Source organism: Streptomyces sp. NPDC090499 (assembly GCF_044769305.1).
GTDB lineage: Bacteria > Actinomycetota > Actinomycetes > Streptomycetales > Streptomycetaceae > Streptomyces.
In genome coordinates this window covers 23,909-49,265 of sequence record NZ_JBIVXP010000014.1, presented here as the reverse complement: position 1 = coordinate 49,265, position 25,357 = coordinate 23,909, and the positions used below count along the sequence as shown (strand labels likewise).

The window sequence follows — 25,357 nt, the reverse complement described above, 5'->3', positions numbered from 1 at the left end:
CGGTCGCACGATCGGCTCGCGCGATCAGCCGGTCGGGTAGAGGAGATCGAGCGGCCCGGACAGCGCGGCCCGGACCCGGCGGGCGGTCTCGTCGACCAGGACCTCGGGCTCGTCGCGGGTGATCGCGTCCATGGTCTGCGCGGCCACCTCGGCCGCATCCGTCTTCGGCTCGTCGACGTTCGCGGTGGCGTCGGTGTCCACCCAGCCGACGTGCACGCCGACGACCAGCGTCCCCTGCTCCCGCAGGGCGACCCGCAGCGCGTTGGTCACCGACCACTGTGCCGCCTTCGACGCGGCATAGCTCGGGAACCGCCAGGTCGAGCGCCACGACGCCACGGACAGCATGTTCACGAGGGCGCCGCCGCCGTTGGCCGCGAGCACCGGCGCGAAGGCCCGGGAGACGGCCCAGGTGCCCAGGTAGTTCACCTCCAGCTCCTGCCGCGCGCCTTCCAGGGAGCCCTCCAGCAGCGGCGGCCCTGCCTGGATGCCCGCGTTGTTGATCACGATGCTCGCGTCGCACGCGGTCCGGGCGGCGGCCTCGATCTGCCCGGGGTCGGTGACGTCGAGGCGGAGCGGCACCGGCCCCGGCTCGGTGAAGCTCTCCGGCCGTCGTACACCCGCGTACACCTTGGCCGCGCCCCGGGCGAGCAGGGCCCTGCAGAACGCCAACCCGATCCCCCGGTTGGCTCCGGTCACCAGCGCGACCGATCCCTCGATCTTCATGGTCGGACACCTCGATCCACGGATCACGGCCGCCCGGCGGACGGCCCGGCCCCCCGCCTCATGCTGCGGCCTGGGCGGGCCGCTCACATCCGAGACCGTAGCCGTCAGCAGAGTTTCTTCACAAGACTCGCTATCGTGGAGCCATGAAACGGACGTCGTTCGCCAAGTGGCCGTGCTCCATCGCACGGACCGTCGACCTGCTGGGTGACCACTGGACGCCGCTGGTGGTGCGGGAGGCCTTCTACGGGATCCGCCGCTTCGACGAGTTCCAGCAGGAACTGGGCATCGCCCGCAACACGTTGACCGACCGGCTGCGCCACCTGGTGGACGAGCGGATCCTGGAGAAGCGGCTGTACGAGGCCGAGCCGCCGCGCTACGACTACGTCCTCACCGAGAAGGGCCGGGACCTGTTCGCGGTGCTGGCCGCGATGTCCGCGTGGGGCGACCGGTGGCTGGCCGGCGAGCGGGGCGTGCCCGTGGTCTTCCACCACGAGGCGTGCGACCACGACACCACGCCCGAGGTCGTCTGCGCCCAGTGCCGCACACCGCTCAGGTCCGAGGAGACCTCGATGCGGATGGGTCCCGGCTATCCCGAGCGGCTCAGGGAGCGGCCGGACATCCGCCGGCGGTTCGGCACCGGCTGAGCACGACACCCCCCGTCGCCCTCTTGACAAGCTAAGTCTCATCTAGCAACCCTTGAGGTCAGACACCTGTACGGCAAGGAGGCCGACGGTCTTGGAGTGGACGGGCGCACGCTACGCGGACAGACCCACGGTCGAGGTGCGGACCTGGATCGACGCCCCACCGGCCACGGTGTGGGCCCTGGTCAGCGACATCGGTCTGATGCCGGACCTGAGCGAGGAGCTCCGGTCCGTCGGCTGGCTGGACGGGGCCGCCGGTCCGGCGGTCGGGGCCAGGTTCGTCGGCCGCAGTGAGCACGAGGCGCTCGGAAAGTGGGAGACCACCTCCCATGTGATCGAGTGCGAGCCGGAGTCGGTGTTCGCCTGGGCGGTGCAGGATCCGTCCGATCCCTCCGCGGTCTGGCGGTTCCGGCTGCACTCGAAGGACGGCGGCACGGAGCTGTCGGAGTGGATGCAGCTGGGTCCGGGGCGTTCCGGGCTGTCCCTCGCCATCGACCGGATACCCGACAAGGAGCAGAAGATCGTGTTCGTGCGGCTGCGCGAGTTCGAGCGTGGCATCACCGCCACGCTCGCCGAGATCAAGAAGCGGGCGGAGGCGTGATGCGGACCGCCACCACGATCGAGGCCTCGGGCGGCGAACACTGGTCCCGGACGAGCGACTTCGTCGTCGAGGCCGAGAAGCTCGGCCTGGACGTCTGCTGGGTCGCCGAGGCCTGGGGCTCCGACGCCCCCTCGGCGCTCGGCTACTACGCGGCGCTCACCGACCGGATGCTGCTCGGCTCCGGCATCATGCAACTCGGCACCCGGACACCGACGGCCGTGGCCCAGACGGCCGTCACCCTCTCCAACCTGTCCGGCGGGCGCTTCCTGCTGGGTCTCGGCGCCTCCGGCCCGCAGGTGATCGAGGGGCTGCACGGCATCCCCTTCGCCCGGCCGCTGCGCCGCATGCGCGAAACCGTGGAGATCGTCCGGCAGGTGGTCGCCGGTGGCCGGCTCTCGTACTCCGGCGCCGAGTTCACCGTGCCCCTGCCCGGCGGCGAGGCGGTCCCGATGCGGCTGTCGATGCGCGCCGAACACGACATCCCCGTCTACCTCGCCGCCCTCTCCCCCGCCATGCTGCGGCTGACGGGCGAGGTCGCCGACGGCTGGCTCGGCACCAGCTTCGTGCCCGAGGGCGCCGCCGACGCCTACTTCGCCCACCTCGACGAGGGCCTGGCCCGCAGCGGTCGTACCCGTGCCGACCTGGACGTCTGCCAGGGCGCCGAGGTCGCCTTCGCGGCCGACGAAGAGGCGCTCGGCGCCATGGTCGCCGGACGCAAGAAGGAACTCGCCTTCAGTCTCGGCGGGATGGGGTCGGCGTCCACCAACTTCTACAACAACGCCTACAGCCGCCAGGGCTGGGCCGAGGTCGCCGCCGAGGTGCGCGAGCGCTGGCAGGCCGGCGACCGGGACGGCGCGACCGGTCTGGTGACCGACGAGATGGTGCTCGGTACGACGCTGATCGGTACGGAGGCCATGGTGCGCGAGCGCCTCGCGGTCTGGCGCGACGCCGGCGTCGACACCGTCCGCCTCTACCCGGCCGGTGCGACCCTGGAGGACCGGCTCACCACGCTGGGGCGGGCGATCGAGCTGGTCCGCGAGGCCGGCGCGACGGTCTGAGCCCGGCCCGGGTCAGCCGAGGGCGTCGCCGCGCACCGGCTCCTGCCGCTGCCGGTGCTGCTCGTTCCAGAGGTCGGCGAGCTCGCCGAGGGCGCTGCTGACGCGGCTCAGTTCCCAGAGCAGGTAGCCGCCGGCCACGGCGAACGGGATCCACTCCCCCCAGTGGAAGAGCAGGACCGGCAGGTACACCAGTCCGACCAGGACGAGGAACTTGACCAGGATCTCGGCCGCGTACGCCTTCTTGGGCGCGACGACGGCACGCTCTCCGCGGCCGTGGGTCCACTGGAGGCGCGATGTCATGACTGCTCCCTCGGATTCTGGGCGCACACGCTGCTCGAACAGGCCGCCGCCGATTGACAGTTGACAGTTTCGGGGCGCTTTCGGCGCGGAGCGAGACCCGCCCGAGGACTTCGGCACATCTCCATGTGACCGTCGCGAACGGAAGCTCATTCTCCGCTCTGGCCCGAGGTGAGCCGGTCGCGGTGGGCGGTCAGGTCCCGGCGGGAGTGGACGCCGAGTTTCCGGAACACCTTGCGCAGGTGGTAGTCGACGGTGTGCACGCTGAGGAAGAGCTGGGCGGCGATCTCCCCGTTGGTGGCACCGCCCGCGGCGAGCCGGGCCACCCTGCCCTCCTGGGGGGTGAGCCGGTCGCCGTCCCTCGCCGTGGCGGCCCCGGCCGGGAGGGGGTCGCCGGCGGCGGCGAGTTCCTGTGCCGTCCTGGCGGCGAAGCCCCGGGCGCCCATGGCGTCGAAGAGCCCGTGCGCGGTGCGCAGGTGGTGCCGGGCGTCCCTGGTGCGGCGTTCGCGGCGCAGCCATTCGCCGTAGAGCTGGTGGCTGCGGGCCCGGCGCAGGGGGCCGCGGGCGTCCTCGTGGTACCGGACGGCCTGGACGTACAGTTCCTCGGCCGAGGACGGGTCGGCGGTGGTCAGCGCGCGGGCGCGGGCGCGGTCGCCCAGCAGGCCCGGGACCGGGGTGCGGTCCGCGAGCCGGGTCAGGAGTTCCAGCAGGCCCAGCGCCTCGTCGGCGCGGCCGCTGCGCGTCGCGGCCTCCACCATGTCGACGAGGGCGAACTTCGCCTGGCAGGTGTCCCCGATCTGTCCCGCCAGGCTCAGGTACGCCTCCTCGTACCGGCTCCGGCTGAGCTCGGCCACGCATCGCGCGTAGTCGAGGAAGACCAGCTGATATCCCTGGCCGGTGCGGGCGGCGTGCTCGCGCACCGCCTCGACCAGTCTGTCTGCCTGCTCGAACCGGCCGCGCCAGGCGGCGATCAGCAGGGCGCCGAGGTACTGCCGGGAGCCGCGGGCCTCCTCCAGCGCCGCCCGCTGGTCGAAGAGGCGCTCGGACTCGTCGAGGCGGCCGGCGATCAGCTCCGAGAGGGCGGTGTGGCTGAGGGCGAGGGCCATCGGGATGGCGGCGCCCTGCCGGCCGGCCTCGGCGTGCAGCCGCCGGGCGAGTTCGTGCAGGGTGATGTCGTCTCCGAGGAGGGTGGCGTGCGAGCAGGCCGCGGCCAGCAGCTGGAACAGCTCGGGGGCGGTGGGCTGCTCCTGCCGTACCGCCGCCACGGCCTGCCGGAGCAGCGGGCCCGCTCCGGCGAGCCCTTCGAGGTGGACCGCGGTGTCGGCCTCCAGTACCACGTCGCCCGTGGTGGCCGGCGTCCCGGCGGGCAGCGGCAGGGCGCGGACCGTCTCGGCGACGTCGCGACGCGTTGCCCCGGGCGGTGCCAGGGAGCCGCTGATCTGGGCCTGGACGAGCGCTTCGACGAGGATGTCGCGGGCGAGCCGGACGTCGACGGGACCCAGCTCCCGCGCCGCGGTCAGCAGAGCGTGGGTCGCCGCGGCGGGCGCGCCGGTGAGCCGGTGGACGCGGGCCTGGACGCGCTGGACCAGGCCGTTGCCGTGCCGGTCGGCGCGGTGGGCGGCCACTTCGTCGAGCAGCGCCTGGGCCCGGCCCGGGGAGCCGGCGACGGCGCTCGCCTCGGCCGCCGCCAGCAGCCGCCGGGCGCGGGCCGTCGGGGCGGGGGTCAGGGCGGCGGACCGGGCGAGCAGCGACGAACTGCCGGTCCAGTCGCCGCGGTCACGGGTGCGTGCGGCAGCCCGGTCGAGTTCGGCCGCGACGGCTTCGTCGGGATCGGTGGCGGCCGCCGCGAGGTGCCAGGCGCGCAGGTCGTCCTCGCCGAGATCGGCCGCGACCTCGGCGAGGACGGCGTGCACCCGGGCGCGTTCGGCGAGCGGGGCGCCGTGGTAGACGGCCGAACGGATCAGCGGGTGGCGGAATCTGACGGTCTCGCGGACGGCGACGAGGTTGCGCTCCTCGGCCGCCGCGGCGGCGCCGGCGTCGAAACCGAGCCGCGGACCGGCCCGCCACAGCACGTTCGGGTCGCCGGTGGGGTCGGCGGCCGCGGCGAGCAGGAGGGTGCGGGTCCGCGGCGGCAGCGCCCGCGCCTCGCGCAGGTAGACCCGCTCCAGGTCGCGGCCGAGCGGGATCGGCTCGGGCAGCGGCGTCTCGCCGCTGAGCTGGTCGGCATCCAGTTCCCGGGCCGCCTCGACGAGGGCGAGGGGGTTGCCGCCGGTCGAGGCGACGATCCGGTCGCGGACCCCGGGGTCGAGGGCGCCGGGGACCGCCGACTCCAGCAGCCGTCCGGCCGCGTCCGGGGCGAGGCCGGTCACGGCGAGTTCGGGGAGTCCGGCCAGGTGGTCGACCCGGTCCAGGTGGTCGCGGGTGGCGAAGACCATGGTGACGGCGTCGGCGTGCAGCCGGCGGGCCACGAAGGCGAGCACGGCGGCGGACTCCTCGTCCATCCAGTGGGCGTCGTCCACGAGGCAGAGCAGGGGCCGGTCGTCGGCGCGGGCGGCCACCAGCCCCAGGGCGGCGAGGGCGACCAGGAACCGGTCGGGCGGGGTGGTCCGCTCCTGGAGTCCGAAGACCTGGCAGAGGGCGGCACGTTGCGGGTCGGGCAGCTTGGGCAGCTGGGACAGATGCGGGCGGAGCAGCTGGTGCAGGGCGGCGAAGCCGAGCTCGGCCTCGGACTCCACGGCGTCGAAGCGCGTGACCTCGAAGTCGGCGTCCGCGTCGGCCCCGAGGTGGTCGAGCAGGGCGCTCTTGCCGCTCCCCGGCCCGCCCCTGAGGACCAGGACACCGCTCATCCCGCGCCGGGCGTCGTCGAGCGCCGCCGTCAGCCGGCCGCGTTCCTCGTCCCGCCCGAACAGCTCGTCCAATGGTCAACCCCGGGATGCTCGACAGGGGCGGCTCCCGCTGCGCTGCGCCACGCGCGGGCCAGGTCACCGGGTCCGCGCGGCCCATACTGTCCAGCGCGCGGGGCCGTTGTCCAGTCGCCGTCACAGCCCGTGCCGCCCGGCACGCCGTACGAGGCCGGCCAGGTGATGCCGCCCGCGCGGTCCGGTGTCAGGCTGGAAGGCGATGCCGCCCGGCCGGCCCCGCCGCCGGCGCATCCGCGGTGCCGCCCTCGGCACGTGGTGCCCTGCGGAGACGAGCGGCCGGCCGAACCCCACCGCCGCGGCATCGGCACTCTCCGGAGGTTCGTCATGAAGGATCTGCCCCCGCCGCCCACCCCGTACCTGGAGCCCGCGGCCCGTGAACTGGCCGACGCCACCGCACCGCACCCGCGGATCTACGAGGTACCGCCCCCGCAGGGGCGTGACATCCTCGCCGGTCTGCAGACGGGTGAGGGGGTGGCCAAACCCGCCGCCGACGAGAGCTGGATCGACGTCGACGCCGGCGAGTGGGGCACCGTGCGCGCCCACCTCATCAAGCCCGAGGGCCTCAACGGGCCGTTGCCGGTGATCTTCTACATCCACGGCGCCGGCTGGGTGTTCGGTGACGAGAACACCCACGACCGCCTGGTGCGGGAGCTGGCCGCCGGGGCGCAGGCGGCGGTCGTGTTCCCCGTCTACGACCGGGCCCCCGAGGCCAGGTACCCGACCCAGATCGAGCAGAACCACGCCGTCGCCCGGTGGATCGTGGAACACGGCGGCGAGTACGGCCTGGATCCGTCCCGGATGGTCGTGTGCGGGGACTCCGTCGGCGGCAACATGTCTGCGGTCCTCGCCCAGATGGCCAAGGACCGCGGCGACATCGACCTCGCCGCGCAGATCCTGCTCTACCCCGTGACGGACGCCGACTTCGACACGCCGTCCTACCTGCAGTTCGCGGACGGCTACTACCTCACACGGGACGGCATGATCTGGTTCTGGGACCAGTACACGAGCGACGACGCCCAGCGCCAGGAGCGGTACGCGGCCCCGCTCCGGGCTTCCGTCGACGACCTCAGGGGGCTGCCGCCGGCCCTGGTGATCACGGACGAGGCCGACGTGCTGCGCGACGAGGGCGAGGCCTACGCGGCGCATCTGCGCGCGGCCGACGTCCCGGTCACCGCCGTGCGGGTCCAGGGCATGGTGCACGACTTCATGATGCTCGACAGCCTGCGCGACACGAAGGCCACGAACGTCGCCCGCCACCTCGCCGTCGACTCCATCAGGGAGGCCCTGCACTCCGCCTGAGGGGATCCGCCCCGGCACGACCGCACCGAGCGGCCCGCCGCGCCACGGCATTCGGCGCGGCGGGCCCGTGTGTTCGAGCCCGGCTGCCGCACCGTACGGACGTGGTGCACGGAGAGCGGGGTCCCCCGTGCCGAGTCCCCCGTGCGCCGTTCCGCGCGGACCGCCAACACCGATCGCGCCACCCGGCGTTAAAGGTCTCGCAGAGCGCCTGTCGCGAAACTCTCGCGGAATTGTCCGTGATCGGTAACGGAGGGATCCGGTGCCCGCCGTCTTCCGTCCTGACGGGTGCACGAGATCGACTCAACGGCAAGGATCGGGGCGGACATGGCGCGGCACGGCGGACGGGGATGGTACGGCCAGGTGGTTGCGGCGGCGCTCGGGGTCACGGCCGTGACCGTGGCCGCCTCGCTGTGGACCGCGCAGGCAGGTCCCGTCAACGGCCCCGCCGAAGCCGGGAGCGCGGTGCACCATCCCGCGCCGAAGGCGGCTCCGGCCGCGGTGTCCGTGGAGATCGCGCACGCCTCGGACCGCGGCGCCAGGGGCGTGAACATCACCATCGACGACGGACCGGACCCGGTCTGGACGCCCAAGGTCCTCCAGGTGCTCGAGGAGTACGGCGTGAAGGCCACGTTCTGCATGATCGGGCCGCAGGCGAAGGCACATCCGGACCTGGTCAGGGCGGTGGTGGCGGCCGGGCACCGGCTCTGCGACCACACGGTCTCCCACGACGTCACCATGGACACCAAGTCCGAGGCCTACCAGTCCCGGCAGATCCTCGACGCCGAGAGCATGATCACCGAGGCGTCCGGGGGTGTGCGGCCGCTCTACTACCGAGCCCCCGGCGGCGCCTTCACCCCGTACAGCCGCAAGGTCGCCGCCTCCCACGGGATGCGCCCGCTGGGCTGGAACGTCGACTCGAAGGACTTCGAGCGTCCCGGCACGGCCGCCATCGTCGCCACCGTCAAGGAGGAGCTGCCGAACGGGCCGACCGTCCTCTTCCACGACGCCGGCGGCGACCGCTCCGAGACGGTTGACGCCCTGCGCGAGGTGCTGCCGTGGCTGAAGCAGCACGGGTACGTGTTCGGCTTCCCGGTCCGCTGAGCACGGGCCACACTCGGCGGCCCGGGTAAATGTTGCGGGCCGTCCGGCGGTGACGGCATATGGGTGGTGTGGGCGGTGCGGCGTCGGGGCCGCCGCCCAGGGGCCGGCGGGAGGTGGACATGTCGGGGCGGGCGCCACGGTGGGTGACGTGGTTGCGCGGCAGGGATCCGGACCTCGCGGCGACCCGGCGGGCCGGGCGTACGGCGCTGGTGATGCCTGCCCTGTTCGCCCTGTGCAGCGAGGTGCTGCACTCCCCGACGATGGCGAGCTACGCCGCGTTCGGCTCGTTCTCGATGCTGTTGCTGGTGGACTACTCCGGGCCGATGGTGGAGCGGCTGCGGGCGCAGGTGGCGCTCGCGGTGGCCTGGCTGGTGCTGATCTGCCTCGGTACGCTGGCCGCGCCGTGGCTCTGGCTCGCCGTGGCGGGCACGGTCGTGGTCGGGTTCGCGGTCCTCTTCGCCGGCGTGGTCAGCTCGGTCCTGGCCGGTAGCTCGACGGCGCTGCTGCTGGCCTTCGTGCTGCCGGTGAGCGCCCCGGTGCCCTTGTCGCAGCTGCCCGCGCGCCTGGCCGGCGCGGGCCTGGCGGCGGCGGTGGCACTGCCGGCCGTCGCCCTGCTGTGGCCGCGTCCCGTCGCCGACCTGCTCAGCGCCCCGGCGGCGGACGTCTGCCGGGCCGCCGCCGGGTACCTGCGGATCCGCGCGGCCCTGCCGGGGCCGGACGGGCCGGAGGCCGACGCCGAGCGGTGCCGGGCGGGGGCCGAGCACATCGCCCGGAGCGGCACGCAGCTGCGCGGGGTCTTCGATGCCACGACGTGCCGGCCGACCGGTCTGTCCGCGACCTCGCGTGCCCTGGTCCGGCTGGTGGACCAGCTCACCTGGCTGTGCGGCGTCCTCGTCGACCGGTCCGAGTACACCGACGACCCTCCGGCCTGCGATCCGGCCGCGCACACCGTGCGCGGCGCGGCCGCCCACGTTCTGGAGGCGGCCTGCGATCTGCTCACCGACCTGGACGGGGACACCGGTCCGCTGCGGACCCGCGAGAGCGACCTGCGGGCGGCCCTGGCCGGGATGGAGCACAGCTCCACCGTCCAGGTGCCCGCCGAGCACCCCGGCGGCACCAGCACGGCGGAGGTCTACGGGTTCATCGCCACGCTCGACGTGTCCTTCCGCGCCCAGGAACTCGGTTTCGCCGTGCTGCAGATCGCCCAGAACGTCGACATGGCGGCCACCGCCTGGCAGCGCAGCTGGCCCGAGCGGCTCCTCGGCCTCGAACCGGGCGCGCTCACCGCACCCCTCTCGTCGGCGCGGGAACGCGCCGTCGCCCATCTCCAGCCCGACTCGGTGTGGCTGCACAACAGCCTGCGCGGCGCCGTGGGCCTGGGCATCGCCGTGTTCCTGGCCGGGGTGACCGGTGTGGGGCACTCCTTCTGGGTACTGCTGGGCACAATGTCCGTGCTCCGCTCCAACGCGCTCAGCACCGGCCAGAACGCCGTCCGCGCCGTCCTCGGCACGGTCGCCGGTTCGGTGATCGGCGCCGTGCTGCTGCGTCTGATCGGCCACCACGGCACGGCGCTGTGGTTCGTGCTCCCGGTGGCCGTCCTGTGCGCCGGGATCGCGCCCGCAGCGATCTCCTTCGCCGCCGGGCAGGCCGCGTTCACCGTCACACTCGTGGTGCTGTTCAACATCGGCCACGACCCCAACTGGCACATCGCCCTGCTGCGCGTCCAGGACATCGTGCTCGGGTGCCTGGTCAGCGTGCTGGTGGCGGTGTTCTTCTGGCCGCGCGGCGCCCGGGCCGCCGTCCACAAGGCCCTCGCCGAGGCGTACGACGACAGCGCCCGTTACCTCGGGCACGCCGTGGACCACGCGCTCGGTCACCGCGCTCCCGGCGCCCCCGATCCGCAGGGCCGGGCGGCGGCGGCCGCCGCCCGCCGCCTCGACGACGCGTTCCGCAACTACCTCGCCGAACGCGGTGCCAAGCCGCTGTCGCTGTCCTGCGCGACCACTCTCGTCACCGGGGTCGTCGGGCTCCGGCTGGCCGCCGACGCTGTCGTCTCGCTGTGGCACGGCGAGGACCTGGCGCGGGTCCAGGCCGTCCGAGCCGACGCCCATCGGGCCGTCCTCGGCTCGGCGGCGCTGGTCACCGACTGGTACCACCACTTCGCCGCGAGCCTCGGGGGCCGCACGGCCGTGCCCGACGCCGTCCCGCTCCGGCCCGAGGGGGCGGCGCGGCTCGTGGAGTCCGTCCGCACCGAACTCAGCGACGGCCAGGGCCGGGCCACCCCCGTCGCGGTCCGGATCATCTGGACCGACGACCACGTCGACGCCGCCCGCCGCCTCCAGCCGACCCTGTCCGAGGCCGCCAGGGCCCAGGCACGGGCACGGGCACAGCACCGCCGAGCGGGGAGGGCGCCCGCCGGCCTGACCCCGGCACCGGGGGCGGGGCCGGGGCCTGGCCCCGCGTCGTCGCCGCACGGCCGGAGCGGTGATCCGGACAGTGCCCGGTGACCGTCGCCGTCCCTGCGCGGGCCGTCCGCCGCGACGCCGGCGGCCGAGGCGTCGGCCGGCCGCCGCGGATCGGCGTGCTCACCGACGTGCCGCTCGACGGGATCGACGTGTACCTCGGTGTGCCACGTGACCGGGCGGCCGGCGCTCTCCCTCCCCGTCCACCACGACGAGGCGACCGGGCGGCCGGCCCGTCGGCTGACGTGCTGTCAGCTCGCGGTGCGCCGGATCCGTCCGGCGTACCGCTTCTCCAGTTCCAGGTTGCCCTCGAACCCGCCGGGCACGTTGGCCGAGACGTAGACCGGCGGGCGGTCGCCGGAGGCGAGGAGGAGGCCGGCCGCCTCGGCCACCGCCATCTGCACCAGCATCACGCCGGTCAGCGTGGACAGGGCCGAGACCGCGCCGCCGCCCGGGAGTTCGAGAAGGGCGTCACCGCGCGGGGCCGCGTTGTCGAGGACGACGTCGGCCAGGTCGGCGAGCTTCCTGCCACTGGGATGGCCGGCCGGGACCGCCCGGGTGTGCGCGAGCGAGGTGAGGGCGAGGAGGCGGTGTCCGCGTTCCCCGGCGTGCAGGGCCATCTCCACGATCACGTTGTTCACCCCGGAGTTGGAGACGACGACGAAGAGGTCCTGGGGGCGCGGGGCGGCGAGGGCGTAGAGGCGGGCGGCCACGCCGGGCGCGCGTTCCAGGAGCGGGTCGTCGAGGATGCTCGGGTGCTCGCCGCCGTAGAGAACGAGGTCGGCGATGCTGATCCGGTTGGTGGGGACCAACCCGCCTGCGCGGCCGGCGACTTCGAGGACCAGCGCCTGGGAGTGCCCGGTGCCGAAGGCCTGGACCACTCCGTCGGCGCGGACGCAGTCGGCGATCAGTCCGGCGGCCCTGGCGACGTCGCCGCGGGCGGATTCGGTGAGTCGGTGGAGGGCGGCGAGGCCCTCGCGGGCGAAGCGTTCGGCGCTCACCGGTCCGGTCCCGGACCCGCTGGCGGACTCGACGGACACGCGCACACTCCCCACTGCCGGAACGACCGAGGCGCGTCACGGGGAGGGCGCAACCGCCGGAACCCGGAACCGACGGTGGATCGAACCGCCTCGGGTTCACCCCGATCGACGAATCAATGATTCACGCACTCGGCGGCCGGTGCAATGGCGTGCCGTTCCGCGCCCGGTATTCAACTGACGGCTCATAAGGTGCCGGGTACCGTCTCCCCATGCCCTCGACCGACGTCACCACACTGATCCGAACCGAGCTGCCGCGCCTGGCCGGCTCCCTGCGGAAGGTGGGCGAGCTGATCCTGGCGGATCCGGCCGCCGTCGCGCACTGTTCGGCCGCGGAGCTGGGCCGCCGCACCGGCACCTCCCAGGCGACCGTCACCCGTTTCTGCCGGGCCGTCGGTCTCGACTCGTACCAGCACCTGCTGATCGCGCTCGCGCAGGAGCGGGGCCGCGGCGAGGTCTCCGACTGGGGCACGGCCGAGATCGGTCCGGACATCTCCCCGGACGACAGCCTGGAGCGCGTGGTGAAGGTGGTCGGCACCGCGGACCTGCGGGCCGTCCAGCAGACCCTGGACCGGATCGACCTGGACGCGGTCGAGCGGGCCGCGCAGGCGATGGCCCGGGCCCGCAGGATCGACGTCTACGGCGTGGGCGGCAGCGGCGCGGTGGCGCAGGAGACCGAGACCCGGCTGTTCCGGATCGGCTGCTCGGTGCGCGGCTGGACCGAGGTGCATGCCGCGGTCACCTCCGCCGCGCTCCTCACCCCCGCCGACGTCGCGCTCGGCATCTCGCACTCCGGGTCGACCCGCGAGACGACCGAGCCGTTCGAGACGGCCAGGGAGCGCGGCGCGACCACGATCGCCCTCACCGCCGACCCGCGTTCCCCGCTCGCCCGCGCCGCCGGCATCCGGCTCATCTCGTCCGCCCCGGAGACCAGCTTCCCCACCGGCATCATCGGCGCCCGCCACTCGGTACTGCTCCTGATCGACTGCCTGTACGTCCGGGTCGCCCAGCTGACCTACCAACGGGCCAGCGCCGCACTGGCGTTGACCGACCACATCGCCGGGCAGCACGCGGTGAAGGCCCGGCGGTCCTACTGAGCCGACCACGACGACCGGAATGAATGAACCACCGACAGACCAGGTGGTTGGTTGATCGAGCCACCCGGCGGTGTCAGGATGAGGCTCCACCAGCACTCGTAGGAGCCCCATGCGTGTGACCTCTGTCGAGTCGACCGAGTTCTTCACCGGCCCCCCTGAGAAACCGCTGCAGGTCGTCGTCGTTCAGGCCGAGCACATCCCCGGCCGGCCGGTACTGCTCGCCGTCGAGGGGCCGGGGGTGCGCAGCGTCGGCGAGAACCGCGCCACCGCCGCGGAGGACGGGACCGTACGGGCGGAGGTCCCGGTGTCCGCGGAGCTGCTGGAGCCCGGCGACCGGCGCCGCATCAGCGTGACGGTGGAGGACGCGGGCATGGGCCGACTCCTGATCCACTGCGCCGAGTTCACGGCGGCCGACCCGGCCGGCCCCTGCTCCGGGGCGGCCCTTTCCGCCGCACCCCCGTCATCGGGCCTTGGAGAGCGCCGCGTCCGGTGAAGCCACCGGCTTCCGGCGCGCGGGCGTGGCGGGCGGCGGGACCGGCCGGTGCGGGGGGTCACGGGCCGTCCGCGGGCCGCCGACCCGTGGTGAGCAGCCGTGCCAGCGCCACGGCTCCGGCCCGGCCGTCCGCCACCGGGACGATCGTGAGGCCCACGAGCCGCTGCGCGAGCGGGGTGAGCAGCGGACCGTCCGGGGCGGTCAGGCCGCCAGTGACGACCAGGGGTTCACCCGGGCGTGGCCGCAACGCGGCGACGGTCCGGGCGAGATGGGCGACCGCCTCGCGGAGGATCGTCCGGGCGACCGCGTCGTCGTCCGCCGCCGCCTGCGGCACCAGTGGCGCGAGGTCGGCCAGCCGCACCGGCGGGCGGTCCAGCACGGCGGGCAGCAGTCGCGCCCGGTAGGCGGCCCGCCTGGCGGGCGCCCAGCACCCGCCGTCGGCAGGCGGCAGCGTGTCGGCCGGAACCCCCAGGGCCCGGCCGACGGTTCCGGTCAGCACGGTCGCCCCGCCCCGCCCGTCCGCGGCCCGCAGCGCCACCCGGGCCGCCTCACGGCCGATCCAGAACCCGCCGCCGTCGTCCCCGAGCAGCCAGCCGTCCCCGCCCGAGGTGGCGGCCAGCACACGCCCCTCGATCCGGGCGGCGACCACTCCGGTGCCGGCCACCAGGGCGAGTCCGTCGGCCGGCTGTCCGGGCGCCCCGGCGAAGGCCGCCTCGACGTCGCTGTGGACCTCGACGGCCTCGGTGGCGATCCCCAGCCGTGACAGGGCCGCACCGAGCGCGGCCAGCGCCCGTACCCGGCCCCGCTCCTCCGCGGGCGCCCGTGCGGCGCCCGCGAAACCGCCGGCCACCGCACGGACCCGCCTCCGTATCGCCTCCGGTACGGCCGCCGCGACCGCCTCGGCCAGATGCGCGGCGAGTTCCGGCCCCGGAACGGTCAGCGCGTTGCCCGGCCCGGCCTCGCCCTCCTCGCGGACCCGCCCGTCACGCGCGTCCGCGAGGACCGCACGGGTCCGGGTGCCGCCGGCGTCGATGCCGACGACCCACCCCTCGCTCTGGCTCGCGTCACTTTTCATCGGGCCTCATGGTGGCCCCTGGGCCCCGCTCCGGCGAAGGTGTGAGCATCCGCACTCCCTCCGGCATTGCGCCGGCCGGGCCGGCACGCAAGAGTGTTCCAACTGTCCCACCCGTCAAGCGAGACACTTCCGTCGACCGCCGCACACGGTGGCCCAGGGCGAAGAGGAAGAGAAGCGCGTGAGCCGCATATCGGTCCGGGGGATCGCAGTGGCGTCGGCCACCGCGGTCACCGCTGTCGGAAGTGTCGTCGGTGTCGCCTCGGGCAGCAGCGCGCAGAACAACGACGCGGAGGCGAAGGCGGCCGACGCCACCCTCCTCGCGGACCTGCCCGCGGGGCAGCAGGCCCGGGTGCAGACGACGTCGCTGACCCAGCAGGCCGATGCCATGGCGGTGCAGGCGGACGCGAGCGCCCGCAAGGACGCCGAGCAGGCCGCCCGGACCGCGGCGGCCAAGTCCGCCAAGGCCAAGAAGGCCGCGGCCGAGGAGCGGGCAGAGGCCAAGGCCGCGGCCGGCGACCCCACCGCCGGCTTCCCGGTGCGGAGTTCCTACACCGTGGCGCAGATCAAGGCGATGGCCGCGGAGATCGTGGGCAGCGGCCAGTTCCAGTGCTTCAGCAACATCGTGGATCACGAGTCCACCTGGAACTACCTCGCGGTGAACCCCTCGTCCGGCGCCTACGGCCTCGTCCAGGCCCTGCCGGGCAACAAGATGGCCTCCGTCGCCGCCGACTGGCAGACCAATCCGGCCACCCAGATCAAGTGGGGCCTCAACTACATGAACACCACGTACGGCAGCCCCTGCCAGGCCTGGGCGTTCTGGCAGGTCCACCACGCCTACTGAGAGGCCCTGCTGACCCAGGGCCGGACGGTCACCTCGTGACCGTGCCCAAGGCACAGGAACCTGCCGGGTCCGTGTCCCAGGCGCGGAAGATCGGCTGCTCCGCGCTGCGGAGCGAGTTCATCACGTTGTCGCCGACGTTGAGGTGCTCCCGGATCACCTCGGAGGCGCGAGCCGGCAGGGGTTTTCTTCTCGTTCCATCAATGCGAGATCGTTCACCGGGACTTGGAACGTCGTCGATGCTCGCTGCCGCCGCCCAAGCACCTGTCGCCCTGCGGCACGCTGCCCACCGCTCCCACCGGGCACGGTGTGTCCGCCGACGGGCCGACGGACACGTGCCTGCCCCTGGACCCTTTCGTCTACTTGGCACTCGCGAGATGGCACCAACGGGGGAAAAGACGGCCGCCGCCACCCGTCCCGGCAAGCGACGCTCCGGGTGCTGACTAGCATGCGCGAGATCCATCCTCGCGTGACGCGGAATCGCCTGGAGAAGTAAGGGGCGTGACGGTATCGACGGATACAGGCGCGCCCATTCCGCGGGACATCGTGCATCGATGCCGCGCCTGTGAAGGTTTTTCGGTGCCCGTTGAATTGTTCGCCGCTGTCCGAGCCGGAAAGAGAATCCATGCCGTTGTCCGTGCTGCTGGCAGCCGCCGACCCGCCACAGCTTCTCCCTGCGCGTGAGCAGATGGCGTTCACCCTGGGCTTCCATGTCGTCCTGGTGCCGTTCGGTGTTGCATTCACGTTCATGATGCTGGTCTGCCACTACCGGGCGCTGCGTCGCGGCGATCACGAGGCGCGGCTTCTCGCACAACGCTGGTCGAAGGTGGCCGCCGTACTGTTCGCGGTGGGGGCGGTGTCGGGTACGGTGCTTTCCTTCGAGTTGGGCCTGCTGTGGCCCGGGCTCATGGGCCGGTACGGGGCGGCGTTCGGGTTTCCGTTCGCCTATGAGGGGCTTTTCTTCTTTCTGGAAGCCGTGTTCGTGGCCATCTACATCTACGGCTGGAAGAGGCTGCCACCGTGGCCGCACTTCTTCACGGGCGTGGCGGTGACTCTGGCGAGTGTCGGCGGAACGGCTTCCGTCATCGCGGCGAACAGCTGGATGAACCAGCCGTCGGGCATCGTCGTCAGTCACGGGCGTGTCGTCCAGGTGTTCCCGTCCAAGGTGTTCTTCAACGGTGCCTTCTGGTGGGAGATGGTGCACATGCTCCTGGCGGCGTACATCGTCGCGGGGTTCATGGTTGCGGGGGTGTATGCGTGGGGCCTGCTCAATGGCCGCCGGGACCGCTACCACCAGCTCGGCTTCCTGGTGCCGTTCACGGTCGGGGCGATCGCCATGCCCTTGCAGTTCCTGGTCGGCGACACGATCGCCCGGCAGGTCTTCGACCGGGAGCCCGGCAAGTTCGCCGTCATCGAAATGGTCCCCGAGACCGGTGACCACGTCCCGGAGACGCTCGGCGGCATCTTCGTGGACGGCAAGGTCCGTTACGGCATCCCCCTTCCGGACGTGGCCTCGATCCTCGCGGGCTTCAGGCCGTCCACCACGATCAAGGGTCTCGGCGCCGTCCCTCCGGCCGTGCGTCCCGACGACGAGGTGGTGAGCGTCGTGCACCTCGCGTTCGACGTCATGGTCGGAACCGCCTCGCTGCTGTTGCTGATGTCGCTGTGGTTCGGCTGGCTGTGGTGGCGGCGCCGCGAGGTCCCGGTGAACCGCTGGTTCCTGCGCGGTGCGTCGGTGTGCGGACTGCTCGCGCTCCTGTCGTTGTGGAGCGGGTGGGTGGTCACGGAGGTCGGCCGGCAGCCGTGGACCGTGGTGGGGCTCCTGCTGACGCGGGACGCGGTCACCACGGTGGGCAACCTGTGGCCGCTGTTCGCCACGGTCCTCGCGATCTACCTCTGCGTCGGGGCGGGCGCGGTACTTGTGCTGCGGGCGATGCATCGTCGCTGGGTGCGTGAGGGTACCGAGGCCGTCGCAGTTCCGTACGGTCCCGAGCCGGTGTCCGTGTCAGCGCCGAGCGAGCGCGGGTTCGGAGCTGATGACGTATGAGCACGCTGACCGCCGTGGTCCTGTTCGTCGGCGTGATCGCCTACGCCCTTTTCGGGGGTGCCGACTACGGGGCGGGATTCTGGGATCTGACAGCCGGTGGCCGTCGTCGCGGTCGCCCCGTACGGGAGTTGATCAACCTTTCCATCAGCCCGGTATGGGAGGCCAACCACACCTGGCTGGTCTTCATCCTGGTGATGATCTGGACGGGATTCCCTCAGGCGTACACGGCCATCACCACCACGCTCTACATCCCCCTGGGCCTGGCGGCGCTGGGCATCGTGGCGCGGGGCGCCGGCTTCGCCTTCCGCCACGCCCTGGCGGGCGGCCGCGGCGAGGCGGTCACCGGTGTCGTCTTCGCCTCCTCGTCGGTGCTCACGCCGTTCTTCTTCGGCGCCGTCGCCGGTGCGATCGCCTCCGGCCGTGTCCCCGCGGCGGGGCACGGTGCCCCACTGTCCAGCTGGCTCAATCCGACGTCCGTTCTCGGCGGCGTACTCGCCGTCACCGTCTGTGCGTATCTCGCCGCCGTGTTCCTGACCGGACAGGCCAGGCAGCGGGCACAGTCCTCGCTGGAAACGGCGTTCCGCCACCGCGCCCTCGGTGCCGGCATCGTCGCGGGAGTAGTGGCGCTGGCAGGCGTGTTCATCCTGCGTGCGGACGCTCCCCGGCTGTTCCACCAGCTGAGCCGGGTCGGCGCGCCGCTGCTGGTCGTCTCCGCCGGGTGCGGTCTGGCCGCGCTGCTTCTGCTGCGCCGGGACAGCCCGGTCGTCGTACGCACTCTCGCGGCCGTCGCGATCGCCGCGGTCGTGGCGGGCTGGGGAGTCGCGCAGTACCCCTACCTCCTGGGTACGCACCTGACCATCCAGCAGGCGGCCTCCCCGTCGGCGACCTTGTCGCAGTTGTTCGTGGTCTCCTGCGTGGCGGCGATCCTGGTCGCACCGTCGCTGCTGCTGCTCTACATCCTGCAACTGCGGCGCAGACTCGGCTGACGGCCATGGACGACCCTCACACGGAACAGCACCTCCGTGACCGTGGCCAGGGCCATCGGCCCCACCAGCGCGGCGGTGCTGGTGAGCGCCATCAGCCTCGGAATGCGAGCCGTTGCCGCCCGACGTTCCGTCGGGCGGATCCCGGGGGCAGGTGACCGGTGGCTGTCAGGACTGCGACCCGGCGGAGCGGCCGGGGCGTCGGGTGAACCGGCGGAGCCCGCGGCGGGTGGGGCTGAGGGGGGTGTCCTCGGGGGCGAGCGGCCCCTGGCCCACCGTCACTGCCGGTGCCGTGGCCGGGGCGGGGGCCGGCAGTGAGCGGGGGCCCCGTTCGAGCCGGCTCCGGACGGCTCGGGCCATGGCCTGGTGGGACGGTTCCAGCGGGATGCCCTCCGCGACCAGGTGCTCCCACATGTGCAGCAGTTCCTGCCCTCGGGTGGCGACCTGGCCGTCGTCCGTCAGCCGCTGCCACGCCGCGGTGGCGCGGGCCACCTCGGGGGCCGCCCGGATCAGGTCGGTGCGGCAGCGGATGCGGGCGACGGTCAGCGCGAGGACGGTGGAGAGCATGTAGTCGCCGCGCTGGTACGCCAGGTATGCCTCGATCGCCCGTGCCTCCAGCGAGAGTTCGTCCTCGGCGCCCCGGCGCAGGGTGAGGTGTTCCCGCAGGGCGCTGGCGAGGACGGACGCGGCGTGCAGCTCGCCGCGCTGCGCGTGCTGGATGATGCGCTCGACGCGGGCGAGCGGCGGGAACGCCTCCTCCTCCGCGGCGGTGCGCTCGCGTCCGGGCGGCAGGTCCTCCTCGTCGGCGATGGTCCGGCTGGAGCCGTCGGGGTAGACCCGCAGCCGTGCCACCTGCAGCACGCTGCGGTCGATGACGGTGGCCGCCACCGGGGCGCCCAGGGTGCGGGCGAACATGGCGATCGCGTCGAGGATCGCCTCGTTGGGGGGCCGTGTGCCGCCCATCTCCAGCAGATGGCCGTTGACGACCGTCGAGCCGTCCTCGGCCACGTAGGCGTCGAGCCGGATCAGCGGCGGTGCGCTCAGCGCGGGCAGGTTTCCCTCGTTGCGGGGGGTCAGTGAGGAGGTCATCCGGTCAGACTCCGGGTCGCACGACGCCGAGGATGGGCATGGAGGCGGCCGGGGCGGTCGTGACCGTGCGTCCGGGCCGCGGGGCGTGGACGATCTGTCCGTCGCCTATGTACATGCCCACGTGGGTGGCGTCGTAGTAGATGATCAGGTCGCCGGGCTGCACGGAGGACAGGCTGACCCGGGTCAGCCCCTGCCACTGGGCCTGCGAGGTGCGGGGTATGGGGTGCCCGGCCGCCGCCCACGCGGTGGAGGTCAGCCCCGAGCAGTCGTACGACGACGGGCCGACGGCGCCCCACACGTACGGTTTGCCTATCTGTGCCAGGGCGAAGTCGACGGCCTTGCCGGCCGCCCCGCTCACCTTGGTCCGGCCGCCGGTCGAACCGGTGCCGGTCGAGGTGCCGCCGCCGGAACCGGGTCCCGTCCACCTGGCCTCGGCCTCCTTCGCCTGCTCCTTCTCCAACTGGGCGAGTTTAAGGGTCTGTTCCTTCTTCAGCCCCGCCTCGATCCGCTCGGCCTCGGCGATCCTCTTCTCGATCTTCTGCTTCGCCTCGGCCTTGTCCGTGCGGGTGTTCTTCAGTTCCCGCAGCTTCTCGGCGGCGGCGTCCGTCTGCCGGCTCAGCTCCGCGCGGGCGTTCGCCTGGCTCTCGGACACGGTCACCACGTCGCGCAGGGCCTGACGGGCCTGCGCCGCGTCGTCGAGGGCGTGCTCGGGGTGGTCGCCGAGCAGCAGTTGGAGGCCCGTGGAGTCCAGATTGCCCCCGCGGTACTGCGTGCGGGCGGCCGCACCCGCCAGGTCGTGCAGGTCGGCGAGCCTGTTCTCGGTACGGGCCAGGTCCTTGTGGAGCGACGCCAGCCGTTTCTCCTGCTCGGCCGCCTTGACGTCGGCTGCGTCGTACGCCTCGGTCGCCACCTCCGCCTGACGGTAGAGGCCGTTCAACTCGTCCTGGATGTCCTCGATCGACCTGTCGTTGCGCGGATCCGGTGAGCCCGGGGTTGCGTAACTCGGGCCGGGTAAAACGGCGATCGCGCAGACGACGGCTGCGGTGGCGGCCCGGCTCCGCAGCCGTCTGCCACGGGTCGACACGTTCATCGGCTCCATCTTCAGAGGTCACATGCGGGTGGCCCGGACGGTCTGCTCTCCCATCGCAGCCGCCCACACGGTTCCCACGGGGAACTGTTCGATTCCTGAACACATTACCCCGCCGCGAACCGCCCGCCCCTGTACCCCCGGGCGCGTCAGCCTGCCCCCAAGCGCCTTCCGCACCACGGCCGGACACGGCGGGCGCGCCCCCGTACGGATCCGGCGAGGAAGAACTCCCTGGAAGGGGCGGCCACTTGTCTTCCTCCCCGTCACCCGATCGAGGTCACCCCTGCACGGCACGCAGCCCTCCCGGCCGACCATCCCGTTCCGAAACGGTCTGCCCGGCCAGGAGAACGGACACCGTGAAGTGCCCGTGCTGCGGCCTCCGTTGCCCTGGAGGCCGGGCGCGCTGTGCCGTCCGGCTAGCCGCACGTCAGCGTCGGCATCCCCCAGTCACCGTGGTCGTTGCCGTTGCCGTCGCCGGCGTCGCCGACCTTGAGGTCGAGCACCTGGGCGCCGCTGACGTCGACGTCGATCGGCACCGCGGCCTGTTTCCCGCGGATCGTCGGCGTGGTCACCAGGGTCCTGCCGTCGGCGATCACGGAGAACGTCACCGTTCCCGCGCCGCCGGTCTCGTCGTCGACGCCGACCTCAGCCGTCAGCCGGGAGCACTGTCCGGCGAGATAGAGCTGGACGTCGCTGACCGAGTTGGTGCCCAGGCCCCTGGCGTAGCCGACGCCGGCGATCGCGATCGGACGGCCGTCCCCGGCCGCCTGTTCGCCCACGCTGGTGTCGCGTTCCACCGGTCCCCAGCCGTTGGTGGACGACAGGAACGGCAGGTCGCCCACCGCGCTCTGACCGGCCGGCGGGACCGGCGGGATCCCGCGGACGATGCGCTCGTCACTGCCGGTGGTCCGACGCCCGTTCTGCACGTAGTCCACCGTGGCGGTGAGCGCCGAGGCGGACGGCAGGGTCCCGTCCGGCGGCTTGACCGTCCAGGTGAAGGTGGCCGTTCCGCCCGGCCGTACCCGGTCGACCGCACCCGGGCTGGTGGCGGTCAGGCTCCAGCCGTCGGGGGCGGCGAGCGAGGCCGTCAGGTGCGAGGCGGACGGCCGGTCCTCCGGCACCCGTACCGTCGTCTCGGCCGTGAAGGCCCCGGCGGGCTGCGCGGTGTCCGGCACGTCCAGGGCGACGTCCGCACCCGGGCGCTGTGGCATCGCGTACTTCCCGGCGTCGTAGCGGGGGCTGTCGTTCTGCGCGACGCGCAGGGACGAGGCGTAGCTGCCGTAGTCGGTGAGGGAGACCTTGCCGAGGCCGCCGGTGCTGCCGTCCAGGTTCCAGACGGCGATGGCGATGCTGTTGTGGCCGTTGGTGTTGAGGATGCCGTTGGGCACGGGGAAGGTGTGCTGGGGGCCGAGGTAGTTGACGTAGTTGCCGACCTGCCAGCCGTTCACGAAGATCGTGGCACGGTACTTGCGGGACGGGTCGTCGGTGAACGTCAGCCCGATCGAGGTGTCCTGGCCGTGCGGCAGGTCCAGTTCGGCGTCGGTGCGGTACCAGGAGACGCCGGGACGGGTGTCGGTGGCCGGCAGGGACACCTGGTCCCAGCTCCGGTCCGGGTAGCCGGGCAGGGACCAGCCGGCCCGCTCGCCGTACAGGCCGCCCGTGGAGAGCGGGCCGCGGACGGTGTCCTGGAGGTCCTCGCCGCCGCGTACGCCCTGCACCCGCCAGGTGACGGAGGTCAGCGGCGCTCCGGTGAGGGAGGCGCTGGTCAGGCCGCGGGCGGTCTTGTTGCCGTTGGTGGAGTTGTAGTCCTCCTCGTGTCCCATGTTCACGGTGAGGACGGAGAGGACGTTGTCGCCCTTGGCGTTCACCGAGCCGGCGGGGAAGGTGAGGTCGGCGCCGCCGGTGGTGGAGCTGCCCAGGAAGGTGCCGTTCAGCCAGGCGGAGAAGGCCTGCGCGCCGCCGCCGGAGTCGGAGACCAGGTGGACGCCGGTCTCCTTGCCGGTGGCGCGGAAGCGGCCGCGGTACCAGGTGTTGCCGGTGTGGAAGCCGTAGTCGTCCGCGTAGAGCACGGGTTGTGTGTCGCTGCCGGAGACGCTGTTGGTGGTCGCCTTGTCGGCCACCTGCCAGCCGGAGTCGTCGAAGCCGGGGGCCGCTTCGGGCGATTCCTCGGCGTGCTTCCAGTTCGTCAGTTCCGGCAGGTGGACCGGGGCGGCCGTCGGGATCGTCCCGGTTCGGCTCGCCGTGTCGGTGACTCCGCCGCGCACTGTCCTGCCGTTCCAGGTGACCCGGTCGGCGGAGGTGAACACCTCGATGTTCTTGTCGTCGGCGTTGTCGCCGGTGAGGGCCACGGTGCGGCCGTCGTCCAGGCTGGTCGCCGTGCGCAGCAGGTGGCTGCCGCGCACGAGCACCGGGCCGGTCGCCGTGTCCTGGCGCCAGAAGGTCTCGGCCGTGGCCTTGTCGCCGACGAGCAGCAGGAGCGGACGCTTGCCGTCGGCGCTGATGCTGATGCGGATCAGGCCCTTGTGGGTGTAGTTGAGGCGCAGGTCTCCGGTGGCCGCGTCCCAGGTGGTGGTGACCGTGCCGCCGGTGGCGGTGACGGTGGGCTCGGTGGCGTAGCGCAGGACGGTCTCGCCGTCGCTGCCCGCGTCGCCGTAGAGGACGGAGACGTCCCGGTCGCCGATCGTCGCGCTGGTCATGATCTCGGACGTCGAGTACTGCAACTGCGCGTCACCGAGCCGGTAGTTCGCCACGATCACGTGCGAGTCGCGGCCGTCGAGGGTGATCGCGGTGCCGGGCTGCTGGGGCACGACCGGGTAGGTGGGTTCCGCGGCGGAGTCGCCCGTCGGTACGTCGATGGCGTCGACGGCCACGTAGTTGTCGGTCGACCCCGAGCTGTGGGTCCCGTCGACGACGATCCTCAGGGTGTGCGCACCCGGTGCGAGGCCGGTCTTCTGGAAGAGCACGGCCTGGTTCTCGCTGCCGGAGTCGTCGACCGTCGCCGCCTTGGTGCCGTCGAGGTAGACGTCGGCGTAGCCGTGGTTGTTGGTCTTCGAGCCGATCCAGCGGATCGCGGTGCCGTCGAAGGGGACGGTGAGCGAGTCACCGGCCTTGTTCGAGAACGACTCGGTGTGCTTGTAGTCGCCGCCGGTGTAGCTGGTGTCGGCCACGTGCGACCACGAACCGGCGTACTGGAGCACGGAGTCGGGATCGTCCCAGGTGTAGGTGGTGTCCGCGGCCGGCTGGGCGTTGAAGTCCAGTGAGATGTGCGTCGTGTCGACCGCGGTGGACGTGGAGTTGCCGTGCCGCAGGACATGGAACTGGGTCTTCGTGTCGGGGTTCATCCGGGCGGTGTCGACGACGGCGGAGTCGTCGGGCGGGGTGGCCCTGATCGCCTCGGTCTCGGTCAGCGGGGCGACCGACTGGGTGAAGTACCCGATCAGCTTGTCCTCGTAGTACTTCGGATCGAGCTGGCGGGTCTCGCGGATCGCGGCCCCGTAGTCGTACGACGTGTAGTTCTCCGGCATGCCCAGCCAGCCCCAGTTGGTGCCGCCGTAGGTCATGTAGAAGCTCTGGGCGGTGGCGCCGACGGCGATGTTCTGCTTGTAGAACACGTTCGCGAACTGGTCGTTGATCAGCTGGGCGCACTTGTCGTAGCCCGGACCGCCCCAGGGGTCGAAGGCGCCACCCTGGAACTCCGGGGAGTACAGCGGCTTTCCGGCCGGGTGGTCGTAGCTGATGTCGGGGACGCCGTTCCACTTCGAGGGATTCGAGCAGTCGAAGCCCTGCGGGTAGGAGTCGGGGCCGTCGACGTCCAGGGCGCCGGTACCGGAGTTGAAGGTGCCGTTGTTGTTGCCGGTCAGCGGGACCGTGATGCCGTCGGCGCGGGCCTTGTCCTCCAGGTGCTGCATGTAGGAGCGCCCGGCCGCCGAGCCGTTGTAGTACTCGTTCTCGACCTGGTAGGCGATGACCGACCCGGTGCCGTTGGTGAGTTGGTGGCGGGCGATGATCCGGTCGATCTGCGTCAGCCATTCGTCCGCGTACTTGAGGAACCGCGGGTCGTCGCTGCGGTTGTTCCCGGCCTTGGTGGTCAGCCAGCCGGGCAGGCCGCCGCTGTCGACCTCCGCGTTGATGTACGGTGCCGGGCGGGCGATGACGTAGAGCCCGGCCTCCTGGGCCATGTCGAGGAGCTTGTCGACGTCCCGGACCCCGGTGAAGTCGTACACGCCCGGCTTCGGCGAGTGGTAGCCCCAGTCGAAGTACAGGGAGGTGGAGTTGAAGCCGGCGGCCTTCATCTTCTGGAAGATGTCGCGCCACAGGTCCGGGCTCGGCAGCCGGAAGTAGTGGAACTCGCCGGACCACAGGTAGGTGCGCTTGCCGTCGACGAGGAACGAGTAGCCGTCCAGGCTCACCGTGTGTGCCTGCGGGGCCGCCGCGGTCGTGGCGGCGGGTGGCTGCTGCCCGGCGCTGTCCTGCGCGGCCGCCGCGGGCGCGGTCATGCCCGCGGCCAG

19 protein-coding genes are annotated in these 25,357 nt (G+C 72.7%); 11 read left to right on the top strand and 8 right to left on the bottom strand.

Annotation, left to right across the window (positions count from 1 at the left end; all coding sequences use genetic code 11):
- Positions 1-24 precede the first annotated feature (24 nt).
- Entirely contained in the window at positions 25-723 is a 699-nt protein-coding gene (locus tag ACIQVL_RS37295) for an SDR family oxidoreductase (protein WP_403477562.1), read from the bottom strand.
- 143 nt (positions 724-866) lie between these two features.
- On the opposite strand from ACIQVL_RS37295, the gene ACIQVL_RS37290 reads away from it, so the two are divergent.
- From ACIQVL_RS37290 to ACIQVL_RS37280, 3 genes are all read left to right on the top strand, one after another.
- On the top strand, positions 867-1,367 hold the full coding sequence (locus ACIQVL_RS37290) for a helix-turn-helix domain-containing protein (protein ID WP_351962199.1): 501 nt from the start codon (positions 867-869) through the stop codon (positions 1,365-1,367).
- Positions 1,368-1,458: 91 nt separating this feature from the next.
- Positions 1,459-1,965, top strand: coding sequence for an SRPBCC family protein (locus tag ACIQVL_RS37285; RefSeq protein WP_403477561.1), 507 nt, complete (start codon positions 1,459-1,461; stop codon positions 1,963-1,965).
- Positions 1,965-3,023, top strand: coding sequence for an LLM class flavin-dependent oxidoreductase (locus ACIQVL_RS37280; protein ID WP_403425580.1), 1,059 nt, complete (start codon positions 1,965-1,967; stop codon positions 3,021-3,023). Before ACIQVL_RS37285 ends, ACIQVL_RS37280 begins: the two co-directional genes overlap by 1 nt.
- 12 nt (positions 3,024-3,035) lie before the next feature.
- Here ACIQVL_RS37280 and ACIQVL_RS37275 read toward each other — a convergent pair whose 3' ends face one another.
- Both ACIQVL_RS37275 and ACIQVL_RS37270 read right to left on the bottom strand, forming a co-directional pair.
- Entirely contained in the window at positions 3,036-3,323 is a 288-nt protein-coding gene (locus ACIQVL_RS37275) for a hypothetical protein (protein ID WP_403477560.1), read from the bottom strand.
- A 146-nt stretch (positions 3,324-3,469) separates the two neighbouring features.
- A complete protein-coding gene (locus tag ACIQVL_RS37270; RefSeq protein WP_403477559.1) occupies positions 3,470-6,238 on the bottom strand; it encodes an AAA family ATPase in 2,769 nt (922 codons plus the stop codon).
- Positions 6,239-6,565: 327 nt separating this feature from the next.
- Between ACIQVL_RS37270 and ACIQVL_RS37265 the strand changes: the two genes are divergently transcribed.
- The 3 genes from ACIQVL_RS37265 (at position 6,566) to ACIQVL_RS37255 (ending at position 11,148) form a co-directional block, all read left to right on the top strand.
- Positions 6,566-7,540, top strand: coding sequence for an alpha/beta hydrolase (locus tag ACIQVL_RS37265; protein ID WP_403477558.1), 975 nt, complete (start codon positions 6,566-6,568; stop codon positions 7,538-7,540).
- A 324-nt stretch (positions 7,541-7,864) separates the two neighbouring features.
- Positions 7,865-8,641, top strand: coding sequence for a polysaccharide deacetylase family protein (locus ACIQVL_RS37260; protein ID WP_403477557.1), 777 nt, complete (start codon positions 7,865-7,867; stop codon positions 8,639-8,641).
- 143 nt (positions 8,642-8,784) lie between these two features.
- Positions 8,785-11,148, top strand: coding sequence for an FUSC family protein (locus ACIQVL_RS37255; protein WP_403477556.1), 2,364 nt, complete (start codon positions 8,785-8,787; stop codon positions 11,146-11,148).
- A 206-nt stretch (positions 11,149-11,354) separates the two neighbouring features.
- On the opposite strand, the gene ACIQVL_RS37250 is transcribed toward ACIQVL_RS37255, so the two are convergent.
- Entirely contained in the window at positions 11,355-12,143 is a 789-nt protein-coding gene (locus tag ACIQVL_RS37250; protein WP_403425591.1) for a sugar isomerase domain-containing protein, read from the bottom strand.
- A gap of 209 nt (positions 12,144-12,352) precedes the next feature.
- Between ACIQVL_RS37250 and ACIQVL_RS37245 the strand changes: the two genes are divergently transcribed.
- Positions 12,353-13,237 carry a MurR/RpiR family transcriptional regulator gene (locus tag ACIQVL_RS37245; protein ID WP_403425593.1) on the top strand — a complete coding sequence of 295 codons (885 nt, stop codon included), beginning with the start codon at positions 12,353-12,355 and terminating at the stop codon, positions 13,235-13,237.
- A 109-nt stretch (positions 13,238-13,346) separates the two neighbouring features.
- The gene (locus tag ACIQVL_RS37240; RefSeq protein WP_403477555.1) at positions 13,347-13,730 is read left to right on the top strand and encodes a hypothetical protein; all 384 of its coding nucleotides are present in this window, start codon (positions 13,347-13,349) and stop codon (positions 13,728-13,730) included.
- A gap of 58 nt (positions 13,731-13,788) precedes the next feature.
- On the opposite strand, the gene ACIQVL_RS37235 is transcribed toward ACIQVL_RS37240, so the two are convergent.
- The gene (locus tag ACIQVL_RS37235) at positions 13,789-14,805 is read right to left on the bottom strand and encodes a BadF/BadG/BcrA/BcrD ATPase family protein (protein ID WP_403477554.1); all 1,017 of its coding nucleotides are present in this window, start codon (positions 14,803-14,805) and stop codon (positions 13,789-13,791) included.
- 178 nt (positions 14,806-14,983) lie between these two features.
- Between ACIQVL_RS37235 and ACIQVL_RS37230 the strand changes: the two genes are divergently transcribed.
- From ACIQVL_RS37230 to ACIQVL_RS37220, 3 genes are all read left to right on the top strand, one after another.
- Positions 14,984-15,646, top strand: a complete 663-nt coding sequence (locus ACIQVL_RS37230) for a transglycosylase SLT domain-containing protein (protein WP_403425599.1) — start codon at positions 14,984-14,986, stop codon at positions 15,644-15,646.
- Positions 15,647-16,208: 562 nt separating this feature from the next.
- Positions 16,209-17,690 (top strand): cytochrome ubiquinol oxidase subunit I, encoded by a 1,482-nt coding sequence (locus tag ACIQVL_RS37225; protein WP_403477553.1) that lies wholly within the window; start codon positions 16,209-16,211, stop codon positions 17,688-17,690.
- A complete protein-coding gene (locus tag ACIQVL_RS37220) occupies positions 17,687-18,676 on the top strand; it encodes a cytochrome d ubiquinol oxidase subunit II (protein WP_403425603.1) in 990 nt (329 codons plus the stop codon). The genes ACIQVL_RS37225 and ACIQVL_RS37220 overlap by 4 nt, the downstream gene beginning before the upstream one ends.
- 165 nt (positions 18,677-18,841) lie before the next feature.
- Here the strand turns inward: ACIQVL_RS37220 and ACIQVL_RS37215 are convergent, their stop codons facing one another.
- The 3 genes from ACIQVL_RS37215 to ACIQVL_RS37205 form a co-directional block, all read right to left on the bottom strand.
- A complete protein-coding gene (locus ACIQVL_RS37215; protein WP_403477552.1) occupies positions 18,842-19,762 on the bottom strand; it encodes a hypothetical protein in 921 nt (306 codons plus the stop codon).
- A gap of 4 nt (positions 19,763-19,766) precedes the next feature.
- On the bottom strand, positions 19,767-20,852 hold the full coding sequence (locus ACIQVL_RS37210) for an NlpC/P60 family protein (protein ID WP_403477551.1): 1,086 nt from the start codon (positions 20,850-20,852) through the stop codon (positions 19,767-19,769).
- A 413-nt stretch (positions 20,853-21,265) separates the two neighbouring features.
- Positions 21,266-25,345 carry a beta-galactosidase gene (locus ACIQVL_RS37205; protein WP_403477550.1) on the bottom strand — a complete coding sequence of 1,360 codons (4,080 nt, stop codon included), beginning with the start codon at positions 25,343-25,345 and terminating at the stop codon, positions 21,266-21,268.
- Between the last annotated feature and the right edge of the window lie 12 nt (positions 25,346-25,357).

Bases quoted from the DNA above. Each gene is read 5' to 3' on its own strand.
- ACIQVL_RS37295 (WP_403477562.1), bottom strand. From the start codon at position 723: ATGAAGATCGAGGGATCGGTCGCGCTGGTGACCGGAGCCAACCGGGGG.
- ACIQVL_RS37290 (WP_351962199.1), top strand. From the start codon at position 867: ATGAAACGGACGTCGTTCGCCAAGTGGCCGTGCTCCATCGCACGGACC.
- ACIQVL_RS37280 (WP_403425580.1), top strand. From the start codon at position 1,965: ATGCGGACCGCCACCACGATCGAGGCCTCGGGCGGCGAACACTGGTCC.
- ACIQVL_RS37275 (WP_403477560.1), bottom strand. From the start codon at position 3,323: ATGACATCGCGCCTCCAGTGGACCCACGGCCGCGGAGAGCGTGCCGTC.
- ACIQVL_RS37265 (WP_403477558.1), top strand. From the start codon at position 6,566: ATGAAGGATCTGCCCCCGCCGCCCACCCCGTACCTGGAGCCCGCGGCC.
- ACIQVL_RS37260 (WP_403477557.1), top strand. From the start codon at position 7,865: ATGGCGCGGCACGGCGGACGGGGATGGTACGGCCAGGTGGTTGCGGCG.
- ACIQVL_RS37245 (WP_403425593.1), top strand. From the start codon at position 12,353: ATGCCCTCGACCGACGTCACCACACTGATCCGAACCGAGCTGCCGCGC.
- ACIQVL_RS37240 (WP_403477555.1), top strand. From the start codon at position 13,347: ATGCGTGTGACCTCTGTCGAGTCGACCGAGTTCTTCACCGGCCCCCCT.
- ACIQVL_RS37235 (WP_403477554.1), bottom strand. From the start codon at position 14,805: ATGAAAAGTGACGCGAGCCAGAGCGAGGGGTGGGTCGTCGGCATCGAC.
- ACIQVL_RS37220 (WP_403425603.1), top strand. From the start codon at position 17,687: ATGAGCACGCTGACCGCCGTGGTCCTGTTCGTCGGCGTGATCGCCTAC.
- ACIQVL_RS37215 (WP_403477552.1), bottom strand. From the start codon at position 19,762: ATGACCTCCTCACTGACCCCCCGCAACGAGGGAAACCTGCCCGCGCTG.
- ACIQVL_RS37210 (WP_403477551.1), bottom strand. From the start codon at position 20,852: ATGAACGTGTCGACCCGTGGCAGACGGCTGCGGAGCCGGGCCGCCACC.
- ACIQVL_RS37205 (WP_403477550.1), bottom strand. From the start codon at position 25,345: ATGACCGCGCCCGCGGCGGCCGCGCAGGACAGCGCCGGGCAGCAGCCA.